The organism is Shewanella sp. LC6 (genome assembly GCF_006385735.2).
GTDB classification, from domain to species: Bacteria; Pseudomonadota; Gammaproteobacteria; order Enterobacterales; family Shewanellaceae; genus Shewanella; species Shewanella xiamenensis.
Genome location: NZ_CP043902.1, coordinates 2,508,781 through 2,528,815 on the forward strand (window position 1 = coordinate 2,508,781; position 20,035 = coordinate 2,528,815).

The following is a 20,035-nucleotide window of genomic DNA, read 5'->3' on the forward strand; positions in this document are numbered from 1 at the left end:
TAAATCATCAAATTAGGGTGGAAGCGCATCTTGTTGCATGATCAAATGGTTTCGCTAAAAACTACACTTGGACAACAAGATGCGCGAAGCCAATATCCTACAACATTCTTTACACCAATACTGCCCAGAACTTCACCTAAAACGATTAAACAGCTTGATGCTGGCCTCTAAGGCACTGATTGAATGTAAGACACTGACCTTGACTGAGTTAGGTCGAAATTTACCAACCACGGCCCGAACCAAGCACAACATCAAGCGCATTGATCGTTTGCTCGGCAACACGCATCTGCATCAAGAACGGTTAGCTGTCTACCAATGGCATGCCAGCCTCATCTGTTCTGGTAACCCTATGCCGATTGTGCTCGTCGATTGGTCAGACATCCGAGAGCATAAACGCATCATGGCTCTGCGCGCCTCAATAGCCTTCAATGGCCGCTCTATTACCCTGTATGAGAAGTCCTATCCCCTATCAGAACAATGCTCTAAGGCCTCCCACAACGGTTTTTTAGCGGACTTAGCCAAGATTTTACCTTTGCATGTTACCCCTCTCATCGTGACTGACGCGGGGTTCAAAGTGCCTTGGTACAAAGAGGTTGAGGCGCATGGTTGGTTTTGGCTAAGCCGTATTCGCGGTACAGTTCAATTTGCAGATATTGGCGCTGAAAATTGGCGTGCAGTTCGCAGTACACATGACTTGGCCAACGGTCAAGCGAAGAGCCTGGGTTGTAAGACCTTGACCAAAACTAACCCTATCAATTGCCATCTCACGCTTTATCGTAGCAAACCTAAGGGGCGTACAAATCAGCGTTCAACGAGGACTAATTGCCACCATCCATCGGCAAAAACGTACTCAACATCGGCGAAAGAGCCTTGGGTGTTAGCCAGCAATTTACCACCAGAATCTCGGAGCCCAAAGCAGCTGGTAAACCTGTACGCCAAACGTATGCAAATAGAGGAAACCTTTCGTGACCTCAAAAGCCCGGCATACGGCTTTGGCTTACGCCAAAGTCGTACCAACAGTCCAGAGCGATTCGACATCATCCTACTGATAGCGTTGATGGTTCAATGCCTGTTGTGGCTAGTTGGTTTACACGCACAGCAACAGGGCTGGGATAAGCATTTTCAGGCCAATACCATTGGGCATCGAACGGTACTCTCAACGATTCGCTTGGGATTGGAGGTACTCAGGCGGCCTGATTATCAAATCACGGAGAAAGAATTGCTGGCGGCCTGGGTATTATTCGCCAATCAGTTGCTCAAATATGGCTATGCTATGGCTGATTTATGAGGGGATCCTTCAGAGCATTGCCTGAGCATGCGTTTTGTCGTTTGCTAACGGACAAAGCCTGTCGTAATTTAGAACCTCGTATCTTAGAACCTAGTAGCGATAATTTAATCCTGTCTAAACCCTGGAAAATGATCAATGCTGGAGATACCCCCTTCATCGATATCAAAATCATATTAAAAAATTTGGACAAACTTTTTGAGCGACTACTGAAATTTAGGTTAGAGAACAATGTTCGAGAAAAATGTATTAAATTTTTGAAAAACACTATAAAAAAACCAGAAATCGCCGCCGTACCTTACTTTTGGCTTTTATGTTCATGGTTATACTCTTTGTTAAAGCATGGAGGAACTTCTAAAAGTCGTTTAAAACTATCTACTATTATCGACTACGTTAAAAGTCTTAGTAAGCCTTTTCTAACAGTTTTTAGCACCTGTAATATTGGATTGTTATCTGGTGAAGATTGGGTTAGTAAATTGAATGATTCGGCTGAATTATTTTCTTCAGCACAACGTAAAAAATATGTCTATTACTTTGCACAATTTTTGATTGACAACAGGTTAGTTCGGGATCTATGCCTTTCTGATATCGATATAATAGGTAGTTCAAGTCAAGTTGATGCGAACATGATATCTCCTACCCACATTGATGAAATATTGAACTATTTAACTCAACATTTTAATGATGGACTAGTTTATCATTATGCGTATTTTTTATTGTGCTTCTGCTTTTTTAGCGGTTTGCGCAGAAATGAAGCTGCAAAATTAACGTGGTCGGATTTTTCATTTTCAATTTTATTTCCATCTAAGCATGAGTTTGATTATGTTAAGCTATCAGTAAGACCTAACCAGCATAGAACGTTGAAAACATCTTCTGCTCGTAGAGAGATACCATTAGATGCATTTTGGCCTAAAATCGCGATAGAAAAACTTAGAAAAAAGTATCAAATTCATCATAAAATGAAACAAAGTAAAAACGCCCTATTATTTGATAATCAAAAAGTTGCAAATCAAGCTTATGATTTAATAACCGATTTAATGCGTCATTATACTCATGACTATAGCTTACGCGTTCACCATCTACGACATAGTTTTGCCAATTGGTCATGGTGTCGCTTGAATCCTCATATTATCGAGGTAGGAAAAATTCAGCTTAAGTTATTTAATCATGAGATCTTTAGTGCAGAATATTTAAGCCGCTTACAGAATCGATTATGCTACAGTAACAATACTCGGAAAAAAATGTTTATTCTATCCCATTTGTTAGGGCATAAAGATGTTTATTCGACGCTAAATAGTTACCTGCATCTCAAGGATGTATTGCATTACTTAGAATTGCAACCTCGATTTACTTTAACTAAGTACTTTTGTTCAGAGTGTATAGGTCGATCTACATTAATGGAGCAGGAGCAGGAATTAAGTCTGGCAGAGAGAATACAGTATTATACTAAAGATACTGAAACTAAGTTGAGCATTAAACCTGCGCTATTAATTTCATCATTAAAAATTCCGACTTTAGCAAACTTTGTTAAGGAAATTCACCCTACTATAAAAGTCAGTAGTTTGACATGGGCTAAAGCACTCGCTGCTTTAAAATTCTGTTCGATAGTTGACTCATCTCATACTTTCAATGTCCCAGTTGAACAATTACAGCAAATTCTTACTAATGCCGAGCAAGTACATAACAACTACCCTCGAATAGGAAAACCTCTCCCGTTAATTCCTAACTTTCCAAGACTTATTCATTCATCAGATTCGAACAACACTAATAGTTATTTAGCTAAATCAGGTAAAGTATTTGCTTATCTATGTAATAAATTTGATAAAAGTATCGAAGCGGAATCTTTGACGCTGGCCAATGTTAGGTTAAGCATGAGTATTTTGAAATATGCAGTGCCGGGGAAGGGTTATGCTTTGCGATGCCCTGAGTCCAACGTTTCTAGGATGTTTGTCCGTTTTTGTCAGTTACTGGGACTAAAAGACCGCCATTTAAGGTTTAAATATCATAGAGCAGATCTCACTCTTGAAGCTTCAAATAGAATAGAAGATAGATGGATAAAAACCATTGTGGATTATGGGTTTAGTGAGAAAAACTTTACTATTGCGAGTGAAAGTGAAGGTCGATTTTTAGGAAAGCATGATGGAAATGGATTTCTTGAGATATTGCTAGTTAACAATGCGTACAAACGTGTACAGCGACATCAAAGTCTGTTTAGTTTCTTACACTTAATATTAATTTTTAGCTACAATGAAAAGAAATGATATATTTTATGTGAGTTTAATAAAGCAAATTTTAGTGTTTTAAAAATGACCATAAATTATGATATCCATTGATTTAACTTTATTTGGATTGACATGTTGTAAATCTAATTCCCCATAATTTTAATATGTGTTCATAAGCTATTCAGCCTATAAATTACGCTCCCATCTACTTTAGTAAAATAGTAGTGGGACGGAAGTGTTTTGAATTGGGTTTTAGCAAAATTAGATTCAGCTGATGTACGGTCTGCTTGCTTTAATACATGTTCAATAGCATATCGAGCCTTATGTCCATATGGTTTTATTGCTAGAAGATCGCTTAACATTGAAAAGACGCGGCTGTTTAACGTACCGAGCTCGCCTAAAGGTTTAGCCAAAAGAGCAAAGGCATAACTCTCATGTGGCCCTGCACAGTATTTATTATTTTTCATGTTTAAAGCCGGATAAATTTTACCAATATCATGAAATAGTGCAGCAATAAGCCCTATCTGACATTCAACATCTGAGTGACCTAAGTGTTTTGCATTCTGATAAGTCATTTCTGCTACTTCAATACTGTGTTCAAACAAGCCTCCCTTATAACAATGATGATGCTTAAAGCTGGCTTCTGAGCTCATGAATAATTTAAGGATATCCTCTTTATTCAGAATAAAATCGGTAAAGGGTTGAAGTTCATCAATCGTCACAAAACTAAGCAGTCTAAGAAATCGGCCAACTAAACTTTCTTTGAGCTCGTTAACTAGACCGATCATTTGACTATATTGCTGTTCAGAACATCTGGTTGGTATGGTTTTTATTGTGCAAACAACAGTATTGCCATGATAGTCATGAGATGCAATTATTTGTGCAAGGCCATAAGCTACTTTACAATTTCTTGCTATATCTGCTGATGTTATTGCACTAACTAGGTTATTAGATGCAATAAACTCACAATTTGCAGTAGGGAGATTTGCACTAAACTTAATGCTTTTCATCCACACGAATATTGGCTTACTCATCTGAACTCTCCCGGTTAAAGTCAAAATTAACATGCTGAATGAGTCGATCGAATGCACTACCGTCTTGCCTAGTCGCGTTTGGAACATAACGGCTATAAACTTCAAACAACATTTTTGTTGTGCTGTGTCCCATTTGTTTGGCTATCCATTCAGGGTTTTCACCTGCTGCAAGCCATAACGTTGCGCAAGTGTGCCTTGTTTGGTATGGGCGTCTTCTTTTTAAGCACATTTCGTCTAAAGCTGGGTACCAAATTCGTTTCGTTACATTTCGGTGCTCTAATGGGTTGCCACTTGCATTACAAAATACATAAGTCTTATTGCCAGTTACTTTTCGCTGTCTTTTTAATGCATCAACTACAGGTTGTGATAATTGAATACTACGATAAGAGGCTGATGTTTTAGGGGTTTCAACGTAACCGTCAACAAGTGTTTCTTGGATTAAGATTTCATAACGATCTAAATTAACAAATTGCCATTTTAATCCATCGATTTCTGCTGTTCGCATGGCAGTGAAAAATCTAACGGTATAATAATTTCTAAAATCATCTCGAATGTGCTCTAAAAAATATTGAACTTCCGCTAGAGAAAAGGGTTCTATGACCGTCTTATCGATTCTTAAAGGCTTGATATTGACAAACGGGGTAGGGAAGTCAAATCGTAATGCTGCTTCATTTAAGATCCCTCGTAGTGGCGTCATTACATGATTAATCCAGTCGTTACTTAGTTTTTCTGTAGTGCCTGTACGTCTAGAGTCAGCAATAGAAGCTCTAAACTTAATCAAACTTGGCCTTGTGATTTCATTTAATCTAATATGACCAAATGCAGGTAATAAGTAACATTCAATGATCATCTGTATGTTCTTACAATGACTCTTTTTCCATTGAATCTTGTTTTCTACAACCCATTCGCCGACAAACTCTTCGAATGTAGGAATATTTGACATAATATTTACAGTCAAAGGTTCAACATTTTCAGCCAAATGCTGTTGCACTCTGATGTCATATTCTGAAAATTGGCTACATCTTGAGCTCGAAGGAAAATAGGACTTAAACACAAATCGATTCAGTCGAATTTCAGCTTCGATAGTATTCAAAATATTGGTCAATTTTGATCGGTTTAATCGATTATCAATCAAAACCGTTTGCTCTCGACATCTGATCCCTTCGTAAGTGAAATCGAAAAATAGTTTGCCATCGCGCGCTCTAATGTTACCCATGGCAAACACCTCGGCGTGCCATTGGTACAACGATTTTGCTCCGTTCTGCTTTTCTAAAGAGCTCAATCTCTATTTCTTCCCAAATGTAAAAAATTTTTCTACCACCAAAAGGTTTGATGTAGTGAATACCCTCAATGAACACACTATCTTTCAATGTATGATTGATATATGCCGCACTAAACTTTATCCTTTGAGAAAGTTCTTTGGCATTGAGTAAAGTTTGTTTCATATAAACCTCACAGTGTTCTTTGGATGCGTTAAATGTTCTACATGGGAACATTAAATCATGTGTTTTTTGTTCTTGCAAGGAACATTTTGGGTTGTTTTAACTCATTTAGAGGTTAAATAAAGTGATTCGTTTTAAAATCAAAGAGTTAATAGCTGAAAAAGAATTTAAAGAAAGACGAAAAATTACGCTTCAAGAGGTTGCTGATTCGACAGGGGTTAACCGTACTGCATTATCAAAGATGATGAACCCCAGTTACGAATATTCGACCACCACAAAGGCGATCGACTCTTTGTGTCATTATTTTGGTTGTAAAGTAGAAGATGTAATGACCCATGTAAGTGATTGAAAATCTTAATGGTAGGTAGGCTGAACCGTTTATCTTAATTAATATTCATTTCTGAAAAATTTCAGTGTGCACCTGCACTTATTCAACTAGCTCGTGGGGTAGGGCGCGTTGTTTGTTAATATCGATATTACTTTTTCATTTTGTGTAGCGAAGCTTTTCTAGTAACGGTCTACTCAGTTATGGGGTCACATTTTACATTGGTGTTATGATGGTAAAAAACCTTCAATCTAGCTCCAACGATCCACTGGAATAGCTCTTTTAGTGAGTTCCACTACGATATTCCTGATAACAATACACGCACCAGGGTTACCGTGATGTTGATACCTAGGTATCTGGACATTTATCGATTAAAAACCCCGTCACAGCCATTTGTGTCAATATTCATTTGATGTAAATTTTCTTATTTTAGGTATTATTATTTACACTAATGGTCTAAATGAACAAATCCAATGCATACACTACTAACTTGGCTTGGCAATCGTGATTTAGAAAATATGCAGCAAGATAAAATTGCTGCAATTACAGCCATTGCTCTTAAAGCACAACCACACTTTGATAAAATTGTTATTCTATCCAATGATAAAGAAGAGACGTGGTCTAGGTTTGAAGCATTTTTGAAAAAAAGCATGGCGGTAAATGGTAGGCCTTATAATGACATTAAAATAGTCAAAGCACATATTGAAAGCCCCATTGACTACCACACGATAGCTAAAGAAACTGAAAAATGGATTACAAAACTCAGTGAAGAAGCCGACACACTATCAATAAATCTTACATCTGGTACGCCAGCCATGACGGCGTTATCAGTTTTGATTGGCAAAGGTAAGGCTAACACAAAGTTTCTTCAGGCCACACCAACCAACGATTTACTTCATGTTGAGATCCCCATTGATTTTGGCAGTGAGTATCTTCGCTCAGCATCAAAAAATATTGCCTATTTAGCTACCTCTCAACCCAAACTAGAGTCTGCGTTTTCTGTCATAACAGCTATGTCTCTCGTTATGCAAGATACAGTAAGTAAAGCTAAACGCGTAGCTGCATCTGAAGTGCCTGTTTTAATTTTAGGTGAAACAGGAACGGGTAAAGAAGTAATGGCTCAAGCCATTCATCGTGCAAGTTTACGAGCAGGCCAACCGCTAAAAATAGTCAATTGCGGGGCATTAGCGCCAAACCTTGTCGACTCTATATTATTTGGCCATAAAAAGGGAGCCTTCACTGGCGCAGATAAGGATTACCCAGGTTTGTTTGAGCAAGCCAATAATGGAACTCTATTTCTAGATGAAGTGGGTGAATTACCTCTGGATGTTCAAGTTAAACTGCTTCGAGCATTGCAACAGGGAGAGGTGACACGATTGGGTGATACTAAAACCATCAATGTGGATGTGCGTGTCATTGCTGCGACTCACCAAGATTTAAGTAAGCTAGTTGCTAATGGAAAATTCAGGGAAGACCTGTTTTATCGCTTGGCCGTTGGCGTGATTCGAATCCCTTCGTTAAGGGAGCGTCAGGAAGATATCCCCCTCATTGTTGGTCAGCTTGTAGAGCAAATCAATCGTTCTGCATCTAAACACCCACAATATATAAGTAAGAAAATTTCCGAAAAAGGAATTAAATTTCTAACCAGTCAGTGCTGGCCAGGCAATATTCGAGAGCTATGGAGCACGCTTAATCGTGCTTTTTTATGGTCAGATACTTCAATAATGGATGAATATGAATTATCCCAAGCGATGTTAACAAGATCACAAGTAGTAGAAGATGTACCAATTTCCTTAACATTTAATGATAAAGTTGATATAGTACAACTGACTGATAATTTTCAAAAAAAATATGTTGAAGCCGCTCTTAAAGCCAGTGGAAACGTTAAAAAACATGCTACTCAAATGCTCGGTTTAAAAGATCACCAGACGCTCACCAATTGGATGAAACGTTTAGGAATAGCAGCAGATAAATAATCGCTAAAAAAAGTATTGGCACCAAAGTTGCCCATTAGGGAAGAAGGAATACTGCGGAATGAAGCAATCTATGAATTTTGAGTTTTTACGAAAAAATTGGCCTGAGTTAGCTGATTTTGGTGCTTATGCAGAAGAATATGCATTTAGTGACCCTCAAAGTGCATTGATCAAATTACGTTCTTACAGTGAATATATCGTTAACTTCATCTATCAAAAGCTCAACTTGCCTTGCCTCCCCAAAGCTTCCTTCCATGAAAAGCTGGTAGGTGAGGACTTTGTACAACTCGCATCCTCAGCAGTATTAGACAAGTTTCATCTAATTAAAACCTTAGGTAATAAAGCCGCGCATGAAAACAAAGGCGCAAGTAACGACGCTTTGTTTGCCGTTAAGCAATCCCATCAATTAGGTACTTGGTTTTATTGTAGTTACCATAATGTGCAAGCCTGTACAGTTCCTGCATTTATCGAGCTTAGTGAAGAATTCTTAACTACAAGCAAACTAAAGAAAAAACTTGAGCAAAGCGACGCCCTATATCAGCAGGCAATGGCAGAGTTAGAGCGACAACGGCTGGTTAACGAACAGATGTTGGCTGCCGCGAAACAAGCTACCGCAGTGAAAGATACACTGGTATTTGAAGCATTCGCCACCAACAGCCAATTGTTATCTAGCAGCTTGAATTTTAATGAAGCAGAAACGCGTAAGTATCTTATCGATATGGAGCTGCGTGACATTGGTTGGGATGTAAGTAAAGACAATAAATCAACCGACCAAGTTGGCCAGGAAGTTGAAGTCAAACATCAGCCAACCAATACTGGTATTGGTTATGTCGATTATGTGCTGTGGGACGATGATGGCTTACCTTTGGCTGTGGTGGAAGCAAAGAAAACCTCTAAAGATGCACGCCTCGGGAAAAAACAAGCTAAGGACTATGCCGATGCCTTAGAAAAACATTATGGCCAGCGTCCGATAATATTCTATACCAATGGTCATGACATCTATATTTGGGATGATGCTCAGGGTTATCCGCCTCGTAAAATCTATGGTTTTTATTCCAAAAGCTCTCTTCAGCACTTGGTAAAGTTTCAGCGTATTGAAAAGAAAAAGCTTACTGATGTGGCGATTGATACCGAGGTTGCTGGACGTCGCTATCAGTTGGAAACCATATCCCGTGTGCACGAAACCTTTGAACTAAAACGTCGCAAAGCCTTAGTAGTGCAAGCGACAGGCACTGGCAAAACGCGTGTGTCTATTGCCTTGGCAAAATCGTTAATGGATGCGAAATGGGTTAAACGCATTTTGTTTTTGTGTGACCGCAAAGAATTACGTAAACAAGCTGATAAAGCCTTTGTTCAGTTCTTGGGCGTAAAACCCTATGTCGTTGGAAAAAGTGATAAAAAATATAAAGATACAGCACGAGTGTTTATTGCTACTTATCCGGGCATGATGGGCATTTACGAAGATTTCGATGTTGGTTATTTCGACCTCATCATTGCCGATGAATCGCACCGCTCAATTTACAATGTGTTTGGTAACTTGTTTAAGTATTTCGACTGTTTGCAAGTCGGCTTAACCGCCACGCCAGTTGAGATGGTCTCTCGCTCCACCTGTAATTTATTTGATTGTGATTACAAAGAACCAACCGCTAACTATCCGTTAGAAAAAGCCATTGGGGAAGGGCATTTAGTGCCCTTTGAAATTGTGACCATGACCACTAAATTCATGCGTGAGGGTATGAATCAGCGCTCTTTAAGCGATGAGCAAATTGCTGAGTTAGAAGAGCAGGGTGAAGATCCAAATGAGTTCGAATTTGAGTCCGCAGAGATAGATAGCGCGGTCTTGAACAAAGACACCAATCGTAAAATTCTCCGAAATCTCATGGAAAATGGCATTAAAGATAAAGACAACCAGTTGATTGGTAAGTCGATAATCTTTGCCAGAAAAATTAACCACGCTCGATTATTAAAAGAGCTGTTCGACGAGATGTACCCGGAGCTCAGTCAGGGCTTTTGCGAAGTCATTCACTCTGAGGAACCGCGTGCTGAAGCACTGATTGATCAATTCAAAATTACCGAAGAGGAAAAAGCCAAAGACTCATCACTGCATGACCCCATAACCTTAGCTATCTCTGTTGATATGCTAGATACAGGGATTGATGTGCCGAGTGTGGTCAATTTGGTGTTTGCCAAACCGGTTAAATCAAAGGTTAAGTTTTGGCAAATGATTGGTCGCGGCACGCGTTTATGCGAAGATTTGTTCGGCAAGGGTAAGCATAAATCCCGCTTCTTGATTTTTGATCACTGGAATAACTTTGATTACTTTGAATTCAACTACGAAGAAGTCGAACCATCCAACGCTAAATCACTCGCACAGAAAAGGTTCGAGTTGCGGTTGCAACTCGCATCCGCGGCATTAAAAAAACTGGAACTAAATGCGTTCAGCCAAACGATCAAACTGTTGCAACAAGACATCAACGCACTGAATACCCGCAATATCAATGTGCGGGACCATTGGGCAATTGTGACACAATTATCTGATCTAAAAGTGCTTGAGCAGTTTGCAAAACCCACAGTAGCTTTACTTGAATCGCAAATTGCCCCTCTGATGAATTGGCTGGTGATTAAAGGGCAAAGTAAAGCCTTTCGCTGGGATTGCCTCATCGCCCAAACTCAATGTGAGTTATTGCTAAACCGAGAAGCCATAGGTGAATTAAAGCTTGAGGTGCAGGGGGTGTTAGAGCGCTTACCCAAAAACACCGCGCAGGTGCAGGCTAAGGCTACCGAAATTAGGTTTTTGATGGATAGCAACAATTGGCAAAATATCACTTTTTACCAGTTGGAACAGCATCGGTTGGCGCTGCGCGAAATAATGTATTTACTAGAAGGCGACATTCTGCCACCTAACCCGGGCCCCAAATATATCGATGTCAAAGAAGACAATTCACATATCGAATACAAAGCCAGAGCGGCGAATATTCATACTGTCGATTATCAAATCTATCAACAAAAAGTACAGGAGGCATTGCAACCCATTTTTGATAGCAATCCCGTTATTCAAAAAATTCGTAAAGGCCAAGCCGTAACTGTTAGTGAAATCGCCCAATTAAACGGTATCATCCACGCCAAATATGCCAATTTGGACATTGAAACCCTAAAAACCTTTTATCCAGACACTACAGAACCGCTCGACAAGCTTTTGCGCAGTATTGTGGGGATGGATGCACAGTACATAGAGCAAAGCTTTACTGCACTGTTGCAAAAACATCGCATGCCACCCCAAGCCATGCGGGTGATTGATATGCTGATTGGGCACATTGCCCGTAGCGGCGGCATAAAAATGGCCGATTTAGACCAAGCGCCATACAACAAAATATATGAAGGTATCTTGGGTAGCTCAGAAGACGACGTCTTTTCGTTGTTAAGGTCATTAGAGCTGCCAATACCATTGACCAAAGCCGAAATGACGGCAAAGAATTAAGTCATAATAACCGAGAATTGCATGATCACTGGTAAATTAAAAAGCGATATCAACAAGCTATGGGAAGAGTTCTGGACGGGCGGTATCGCCAACCCCTTAACTGTGATTGAGCAAATCACCTTTTTGGTGTACGCCCGATTGTTGGACTTGCACGAGCAGCGTGACGAAAAACGTGCCAAACTGCGTGGTATCGAGTTTAAACGTCGCTTTAACGACGACCAGCAGCATATCCGCTGGCATCGCTTTATCCATCAAGACAAAGACACCATGCTCAAGCTGGTGCGCGACGAAGTGTTCCCGCATTTTAAAAATGCCTCCGGTGAAGGTTCATTATTTGGCGAATTTATGAAAGACGCCCAGTGCATGATCCAAAAGCCAACGCTGATGGAGTCAGCGGTGGAGATGATCAACAAGTTACCGCTTGAAGACAGCGATACTAAAGGCGATTTATACGAGTACCTGCTGAGCAAACTCACTACCGCAGGGATTAACGGCCAGTTCCGCACCCCGCGCCATATTATTCGCGCCATGGTGGAAATGCTCGACCCCACAGTCGAAGACCGCATCGTAGACCCAAGTTGCGGCACCGCCGGCTTTTTAACAGTGGCCTACGAATACCTGCTGGAAAAATACACCTCACCTGAAGGTGTGCATACCGAAACTGTGGTGGGCGACAATGGCGAATCGCAGCAGGTAAAAATCTACAGTGGTGATCTGCTTGTAGAGCACCGTGATTACGTTAACTCCGACATGTTCCACGGCTTTGACTTTGACGCCACTATGCTGCGCATTGCCGCCATGAACTTGGTGATGCATGGCGTGACTGAACCTGACGTGCACTATCAGGATACGTTGAGCGGCAGCTTTACCGAGCGCTTCCCTAATCAAAGTAAAGACGCATATACCATGTGCATCGCCAACCCGCCGTTTAAAGGCTCACTCGATGAAGAAGACGTCGACCCAGCCATTTTGCGCATGGTGAAAACCAAAAAGACCGAGCTATTGTTTGTTGCGCAAATTCTGCGCTTGCTGAAAAACGGCGGCAAAACCGCCATTATCGTGCCGGACGGCGTGTTGTTTGGCTCATCCAACGCCCACCAGCAACTGCGCCAGCACATTATTGAAAACAACGAGCTGCAAGCGGTAGTGTCTTTACCATCGGGCGTATTTAAACCCTACGCCGGTGTGTCGACAGCAATATTGTTTATCACCAAAGGCTCACGCACCGACCACGTTTGGTTTTATGACGTGCAGGCCGATGGTATGAGCCTGGATGACAAACGCACGCCAATTAAAGACAACGACTTACCGGACTTAGTCGCCAAGTTTAAAGCCCGGGATAAAGCCATTGCCGAAACCGAGCAGAACGACCGCAGCCAAAAAGCCTTTTGGGTCAGTAAAGCCGATATCGTTGGCAATAAATACGATTTGTCGATTAACCGCTACAAAAAAGTAGTGTATGCCGAGCAGCAATACGAAGCACCGAAAGTCATCCTCGGTAAATTAGTTGCGCTGGAAAACGACATTCTGGCGGACTTAAAAGCGCTGGAGGAAATGCTGTGAGTTGGCCGATGGTAAAAATCGGGTCCTGTATTGAAAAAATTAAGTCATGGAACCCACTCAAATCTGCTGATACAGACTCGTTCTTATATATTGACTTGAGCTCTGTTGATAAGGACAAAAAAGAAATTGATCTGAGCTCAGTAGTTTCAATTTTGCCTAGCGACGCCCCAAGTCGTGCAAGGCAACTTGTAAAAGCTAACGATGTTCTCGTCTCAACTGTCAGACCTAATCTGAATGGTGTGGCGTTAGTAAGTGAGAGTTTCTGTGGTGCAACTGCATCAACAGGGTATTGCGTGCTTCGTGCTAATGTCCAGAAACTAGACAGTAGATTTTTATTTTATTGGGTTCAAACGCAGTCTTTCATCTCGGATATGGTTAAAAAGGCAACGGGGGCAAATTATCCAGCTGTTTCTGACAAAATTATTATGGATAGTGAAATCCCACTCCCACCACTAGCCGAGCAAAAACGGATTGCTGCGATATTGGACAAAGCCGACGCTATTCGCCGCAAACGCCAACAAGCCATCCAACTCGCCGACGACTTCCTCCGCGCCGTCTTCCTAGAAATGTTCGGCGACCCAGTCACCAACCCAAAAGGTTTTCCAGTTGGGACTATTCGAGATCTAGTCGAATCGGCAAGTTATGGAACGTCTGCAAAAGCTTCGGTAACCGAAGGAGCCTTTCCGATACTCCGAATGGGGAATATCACCTTTTATGGCGAAATTGACCTTTCAGATCTGAAGTTCATTGATTTAAGCGAGAAAGAGCAGCCCAAATATTTAGCATCGAAAGGCGATCTTTTATTTAATCGAACGAATAGTAAAGAACTTGTAGGAAAAACAGCAGTTTATGATCGTGGTGAACCTGTGGCAATTGCAGGCTATCTGGTACGTGTCAGAGCAAATAAATTGGGTAACACCCATTACATTTCAGGCTATCTAAACTCGCAACATGGAAAAGCCACTTTACAAGGGATGTGTAAGAGCATTGTCGGAATGGCAAATATCAACGCGCAAGAAATGCAGGATATTTCAATTATGCTGCCGCCAATAGAACTCCAGGACAAATATAAAGAAATTGTCCTTTCTGTGAGAGACAAAACCAAGGTTCTCGAATTTTCGAAGGAACAGCAAGTTGCACTTTTCAACTCGCTAAGCCAAAAAGCCTTTTCCGGCCAGCTATAAAATCTAAACAAGGACGTTTAAATGAGTGAACAACCCGAAGCAATCAAACTAAAACACATCACCATTAAAACCGAATCAGGCAGCCGTTGGTTTGACGACCCACATAAACTGCAGGCCTGGTGCCGCGAACAACCTGAGCTTTACTCCTTTTTTAGATCTATCTGGTCTATGCATCAGTTCCAATTTGTTTGCAAAAATATTAGCGCTAAGTCGAAGCTCCGCTATCTACATAAGCTATTCACGGCTGGTAAGGTGATTCGTATATAAAAAACTAACGACTACTGTTTTACAGCACAAATACTGATGCTAAACATATGTACCGCAAAGAGTTTAAAGGAGGAAACACGCTAATACTTTGATTATTTTTTTGCATGCTACCCGTTTCGAAAAATTTCTTCCGTTTGGACCATTAATAAAAATTATGTAAGGACTACATATGCACGAAAAGAATTTTGAGTTATTGCAAGAGGAAGCTGTCAGACTTATTTCAGTTGAATCTAATTTCCTCAATGAGCTCGCACAAACCGACGGTTTGGTGATGGCTGCTGAAAACAATGACAAACAATTTAATCAGGATTATGTTAAAAAGCAGATTGAAGTGTTAACAGGCGAGAAAATTAAACTAGAAAAGCAGGAGTTGGTGCTTGCTGTTGTTGGCACGATGAAGGCAGGAAAATCAACTACAATCAATGCAATTGTTGGCAGTGAAATTCTCCCTAACAGAAACAGACCTATGACTGCATTGCCAACGCTGATTAGGCATAAAGCAGGCCAAAAAGAGCCTGTGCTGTTTCTTCATAACAAAGCACCGCTTACACACTTCATCGCGCAACTCAACACAGTGCTTGAAAGCCAAAATGTCGATAAGAAACTCGTTGGTGCCGAAAATCGTGATGATATGCTCGATCTGGCTGTAAAAATTAAGCAACCGGATTATCTTCAGGAGCAGTACGCCGGCTCGCAGAAAATATATGAATTTCTGAAGATGTTAAACGACCTGGTGAGATTCAGTGTTATTACCAAAACGCAGTTTCCATTTACCAATTACAGCAATGTCGATAATTTGCCGGTCATTGAAGTAGAGTTTGCCCATTTAAGTGACTATAGCGGTCAGATTGGTGGTTTAACCCTGTTAGATACACCTGGCCCTAATGAAGCAGGGCAAGAACATCTTAAGCCAATGCTGCGTGATCAACTTAAAAAAGCATCTGCTGTATTAACAGTATTGGATTACACACAATTAAAGTCAGAAGCGGATGGTGTTGTAAGGGAGGAATTGCAGCAAATCATTGCTGAATGTGGCGACCGTTTATTTGTATTAGTGAACAAATTTGACCAACGCGACCGAAATGCGGACTCTTCAGAAAGTCTAACCAAATACGTTGCCGAAAACCTCATGGCGGGGGCTGTTAAGGTAACCAACGTTTACCCGGTATCTGCAAACCGGGCATACCTAGCATGCAAAGCTTTGGCTGAACTTGAGACATATCATCGTCTGGATGTTAATCAACCTTGGGTGGCGGATTTTGCCAAAGTAGCCTTTGGTGAGGATTGGGTTGATGATATCCATGAGCATAAGCGTGTGCTCCAAAAAGCAAAATCAGTCTGGGAAAAAGCCGGATTTACAGCACCATTGAAAGATGTTGTGAAAAGATCTCATGAAAATGCCGGCATTTTCTCACTAGAGTCGGCAGTTACAAAGATAAATCATACCGCACAGGACGTAGAGAATTTCCTCACAGTTCGTCACACGGGCTTAAAAACTAGTGTTGAAGAGTTACAAAAGCAAATTAGTTATCTTAAAAAAGATATTGCTGATTTAGCTGCTCTGGAGGATGAGGCAAATAATACACTGAAAAGGTCGGCAACCGATTTAGATAAATCATGCACTATGGTGTTTAACGATATTGAACGTAAAGTAATGAGTGATATTGAATATTACTTTAAAGAGGGAAAACAAAAAGAGAAATCTCAGCGAGATGATTCACAAGTAAAGACACGCAAAAAATCTCGAAAGCTTTTGGCTAATATTTTGGGTTCAAACAACCCAGAAATTACAACTTTTGATGTCAAAAATCCGGTTATACGCTTCGAAGCAAGAAGTGATGCAGACGAGCTTCAAGGTAACATAAAACGGAGTCTTGACACTATCATTAGTGATTCAGTTTCAAGTTTAAACCGTGAATTACCAAAAATTATTGGCGCATTCTGCGATTATCTCAACTCTGACTTAAAAAAACGATGTGAACGCAAATTGAATGATGTGGAGACTAAATTAGATAAAGGTAATTTTAAAATAAGCATCAGAGTGCCAGATTTTAATTTTTTAGATTCTATAAACCTCTTAGCGGATGTTGAGCTTAACGAGACAAAAGCACATACCAAAACAGAGCATGGGCACCGTCGCCAATCAGGAGTTTGGGGGACGGTTTGCGGCTGGCTCTCTACCGACGACTGGGGATGGGAAAGCTACCAATATGAAAAAACGTATTATGATGTTGATATTACTGCGATAAAAGAGAGAATCAGTCAGAAATTAAACATCGAACTTCATAAAACATCCGTTGACGTAAAACATCGTTTAGTGTCACCTCTTAAAGATGAAGTTGATAAGTTATTTTGTGAACTAAGTGAGACTATTGAAAGGATTCGGGCGGATCTTCTTCAGAGTGTACGTGACCATCAAAAATCGGAGTCTGCACAGGATGAGCTGTTAAGTTATCTAAACAAATATACAAAGCGCATGCATGAAATAAAAATAGATAGCATTGGTTTAGAAGAAGAATTAAAAAGTTTAAAGAAAACGGGTGTGTTTGATCAGCAAGGTGGCAACCATGACCGATAAGATCCAGTTAAATGGTCAACTATGTCAGACATTGTCTGCAGTGCCAGAAAAATTTATTGTTGATTTTGCTAACAACATCACAGTGCTCCAAGACCATGAACGAATGCAACGGTCTGAGAAAAGTTTTTTCATTCGCCTTTATAATGGATTTACTGGGCAGGAATGGCAGCGGCAGTATGAAGTAAATTCAAGTCTGATTACCATTGCAGAATCGCAACTAAAGATGCTCAATGACCTGAATAATAAAATGTCCTTCGGATTAAAAGCTATTGATTGTGTAAGTGGTCGATTAAACCATCTTACTCAAAATGTTTCTGCGTTAGCGGACTTCTCTGTTGAGACACGCGAAATACTTGAATCGTTAGCCAACCAAGTATGTGGCCAGCTTCGACAGCTCGAACATCGTTTAGCCAGAGTCGAATTGGAAACAAACGCCTTTAAGCAGTTGGACCATGTTTTTAATAAATGGGCAGCTGGGCGTTTTGTTTATTTACCAGTAGGAGCTCGGGCTTATGCTGCATTAGAGGAGCTCAACTGGGGAGCTTATGGTGATTTGGTTCGAACATCTGAAAAGCGGCAAGTTAATAAGATACTTGAAGATTTGAGCAATCTACTGGTCATTCAGATGCGTGAAGACACAGGATTAAGGCATCAGACGCGAGTTAACTATCAAGTCTGGTTGAATCCTGTCAGCGCGAAAACCGAGGAATATCTGTCGGCAATAGAATATTTGGCGAGTGATTACGATGAGCAGAACTTTCCGTTCAGCTGTAGTGTTGCTCGTCGTAGCCAAGTATTACCTCTTGCAGTACCTCGCATATGTTCTGCAGAACGGCTTTCTGAAGCTTTGGTTGAAGAAGTGCTGGGAGAATGCGCATGAGTAAAATGAAGGTTGGACTTGTTCTATCGGGTGGTGGTGCAAAAGGTGCTTATCAGGTTGGTGTTTTAAAAGCACTAGCTGAGTTAGGCACTGAAATTCATGCCGTTTCCGGCGCTAGTATTGGCTCTTTAAACGGTGCGATTTTAGCTTCAGCATCTTCCTTAAACGAAGGTGCTGCGCGCTTGGAGGAAATCTGGTTCGAGCTTGCTAATAATTCACCGCTGGAATTTAACAAATCAGTGTATCCACTCTTGTTACTTTCAATGGGGATGCAGATAAATCCTCAATTGAGGTTTATAAACTTTGTTTGGCCTGCTATTGCAAGACGTTTTTTCCCAAATCTGGAAAACTTAGATGCTGCCGTTCTGAGTAATCGTCCTCTGAGTAATTTGTTGGATAAATATCTTTGTCTTGATAAGTTATCTGAAGGCTTACCATTCTACGTTTCCGTTTTTAAAAGTCGTGGTTTATTTATGGATTTTACTGGAATTTTAAAAGCAGAATTCGGGATTTCCAATAACCCTGATTCCGAGTATTTTCACCTTCAGTCGCTACCCAAAAGTCAGCAAGAACAAATGTTGATGGCTTCTGCTGCCATTCCACTTATTTTTAGCGATCAACGTATCGACCATGAAATCTATACGGATGGTGGTCAAGGTGGTTGGAGTAAACAGCATGGTAATACGCCGATAAAGCCTTTGATCGATGCTGGTTGTAACATGGTCATCGTCACGCATCTGAATGATGGTTCATTGTGGAGCCGTCATGATTTTCCTGATACGACTATTCTAGAAATCAGACCTCAAACGTCACTTGGCAGAGAGAAAGGAATGCTCGGTGCAGTAAAAGATATTCTTGGTTTCAATAGTGAGAAGATCACGTCATGGATAGAGCAGGGTTACGTTGACACCATGATATGTATGGAAAGCGTGTTGACCTTGAGTAAATCTTGGCATGAAATGCAAATCGCAGAGCAGCAGCTACTTTCCAGAGAGCCTGAGAGCCGTGCTGTTGATCAACGGTTGGAGTCATCGATGTCCAAGTTACTTGCGTTCAAGAACAAGTAATTGTTAGCAAATCTCATCCAATACGGGTGCATTAATTTAATGTACCCGTCTCCAGAACAACAATGAGAGCAATAAAGGAATTTGACATGCCAATCCCAACACCTGCTTTTAAACTAATTTGTCCATCTTGCGGTTGGACTAAGGTTTTCCCGCCGATGGGTGATGTACGCTTTCCTGGTCAGGTGCCTGAAAAGTGTCCAACTTGTGGTAATGAACATCTAAAACGACTGCAGCCTAATTTTGCAGAAAAAATACTCGTAAATATCTTTAAGAAACTCTAATTAGCCGGTAACAGAGATGGCCCTATTTGATACAGATTGGACTAAAGAACTGAATCAAGTTCATGAGGTTGCAAAGAAAATTATCGACGATGATGTGTCGCCGATGATTTACCAGAAAGTGGTCTTCATCAACAAATATGCTGATGAGTTGATGCAAAAATCTGCCTTACAGGCAGACTTTCTTGCGAAAGAGATGCTCAAAGAAATCGAATTGCAACGGCAGAAGCTAGTCACCGATGTAACCAAAATTGCCCTTGTTTTATTACTTGGTTTTACAGTTTCTGGCGCAGTTCTTATCTCGTTGTTCTTTGTGTTGAAAAATAGCTTTAATGGCTAAAGTAAGATTGCTGGTTTAGTTTGATTGCTTCATAGACTGACGATAAGAAAAGGAGATTCCGATTAGCATCAAGAAGATGGAGATATGAGTCCTCAATTGGATTATATCTCTATTCAATT

16 protein-coding genes are annotated in these 20,035 nt (G+C 40.7%); 13 read left to right on the top strand and 3 right to left on the bottom strand.

The window, feature by feature from the left end; translation table 11 throughout:
• The first annotated feature begins 79 nt into the window (after positions 1–79).
• Both FJD32_RS11450 and FJD32_RS11455 read left to right on the top strand, forming a co-directional pair.
• Complete coding sequence (locus FJD32_RS11450) at positions 80–1,288, top strand: IS4-like element IS10A family transposase (RefSeq protein WP_001206290.1); 1,209 nt, start codon at positions 80–82, stop codon at positions 1,286–1,288.
• Positions 1,285–3,546 (top strand): tyrosine-type recombinase/integrase, encoded by a 2,262-nt coding sequence (locus FJD32_RS11455; protein ID WP_240200009.1) that lies wholly within the window; start codon positions 1,285–1,287, stop codon positions 3,544–3,546. The genes FJD32_RS11450 and FJD32_RS11455 overlap by 4 nt, the downstream gene beginning before the upstream one ends.
• Positions 3,547–3,677: 131 nt before the next feature.
• Here FJD32_RS11455 and FJD32_RS11460 read toward each other — a convergent pair whose 3' ends face one another.
• The 3 genes from FJD32_RS11460 to FJD32_RS11470 are packed head-to-tail and all read right to left on the bottom strand — an operon-like array spanning position 3,678 to position 5,986.
• Complete coding sequence (locus tag FJD32_RS11460; protein ID WP_181159877.1) at positions 3,678–4,541, bottom strand: HD domain-containing protein; 864 nt, start codon at positions 4,539–4,541, stop codon at positions 3,678–3,680.
• Entirely contained in the window at positions 4,534–5,757 is a 1,224-nt protein-coding gene (locus FJD32_RS11465; protein ID WP_011717012.1) for a DUF3596 domain-containing protein, read from the bottom strand. Before FJD32_RS11465 ends, FJD32_RS11460 begins: the two co-directional genes overlap by 8 nt.
• Positions 5,750–5,986, bottom strand: a complete 237-nt coding sequence (locus FJD32_RS11470) for a hypothetical protein (protein ID WP_011717013.1) — start codon at positions 5,984–5,986, stop codon at positions 5,750–5,752. Before FJD32_RS11470 ends, FJD32_RS11465 begins: the two co-directional genes overlap by 8 nt.
• Positions 5,987–6,107: 121 nt before the next feature.
• On the opposite strand from FJD32_RS11470, the gene FJD32_RS11475 reads away from it, so the two are divergent.
• The 11 genes from FJD32_RS11475 to FJD32_RS11525 all read left to right on the top strand — a co-directional run bounded on the left by FJD32_RS11475 (position 6,108) and on the right by FJD32_RS11525 (position 19,916).
• Complete coding sequence (locus FJD32_RS11475; RefSeq protein ID WP_140907607.1) at positions 6,108–6,332, top strand: helix-turn-helix transcriptional regulator; 225 nt, start codon at positions 6,108–6,110, stop codon at positions 6,330–6,332.
• Between the two features lie 449 nt (positions 6,333–6,781).
• Entirely contained in the window at positions 6,782–8,284 is a 1,503-nt protein-coding gene (locus FJD32_RS11480; RefSeq protein WP_140907608.1) for a sigma-54 dependent transcriptional regulator, read from the top strand.
• A gap of 58 nt (positions 8,285–8,342) precedes the next feature.
• A complete protein-coding gene (locus FJD32_RS11485) occupies positions 8,343–11,759 on the top strand; it encodes a DEAD/DEAH box helicase family protein (RefSeq protein WP_140907609.1) in 3,417 nt (1,138 codons plus the stop codon).
• Positions 11,760–11,780: 21 nt separating this feature from the next.
• Positions 11,781–13,322, top strand: a complete 1,542-nt coding sequence (locus FJD32_RS11490; RefSeq protein WP_140907610.1) for a class I SAM-dependent DNA methyltransferase — start codon at positions 11,781–11,783, stop codon at positions 13,320–13,322.
• Positions 13,319–14,506, top strand: a complete 1,188-nt coding sequence (locus FJD32_RS11495; RefSeq protein ID WP_205403049.1) for a restriction endonuclease subunit S — start codon at positions 13,319–13,321, stop codon at positions 14,504–14,506. The genes FJD32_RS11490 and FJD32_RS11495 overlap by 4 nt, the downstream gene beginning before the upstream one ends.
• Positions 14,507–14,527: 21 nt before the next feature.
• A complete protein-coding gene (locus FJD32_RS11500) occupies positions 14,528–14,773 on the top strand; it encodes a hypothetical protein (RefSeq protein WP_140907611.1) in 246 nt (81 codons plus the stop codon).
• A 169-nt stretch (positions 14,774–14,942) separates the two neighbouring features.
• Positions 14,943–17,351 (top strand): dynamin family protein, encoded by a 2,409-nt coding sequence (locus FJD32_RS11505; RefSeq protein WP_140907612.1) that lies wholly within the window; start codon positions 14,943–14,945, stop codon positions 17,349–17,351.
• Entirely contained in the window at positions 17,341–18,231 is an 891-nt protein-coding gene (locus tag FJD32_RS11510; RefSeq protein ID WP_140907613.1) for a diguanylate cyclase regulator RdcB family protein, read from the top strand. The genes FJD32_RS11505 and FJD32_RS11510 overlap by 11 nt, the downstream gene beginning before the upstream one ends.
• On the top strand, positions 18,228–19,298 hold the full coding sequence (locus FJD32_RS11515) for a patatin-like phospholipase family protein (RefSeq protein ID WP_181159878.1): 1,071 nt from the start codon (positions 18,228–18,230) through the stop codon (positions 19,296–19,298). Before FJD32_RS11510 ends, FJD32_RS11515 begins: the two co-directional genes overlap by 4 nt.
• Before the next feature lie 86 nt (positions 19,299–19,384).
• Positions 19,385–19,579 carry a hypothetical protein gene (locus FJD32_RS11520; RefSeq protein ID WP_140907615.1) on the top strand — a complete coding sequence of 65 codons (195 nt, stop codon included), beginning with the start codon at positions 19,385–19,387 and terminating at the stop codon, positions 19,577–19,579.
• 16 nt (positions 19,580–19,595) lie between these two features.
• Positions 19,596–19,916: a hypothetical protein gene (locus FJD32_RS11525; protein ID WP_140907616.1), complete on the top strand. Its 321-nt coding sequence runs from the start codon at positions 19,596–19,598 to the stop codon at positions 19,914–19,916.
• The last annotated feature ends 119 nt before the right edge of the window (positions 19,917–20,035 follow it).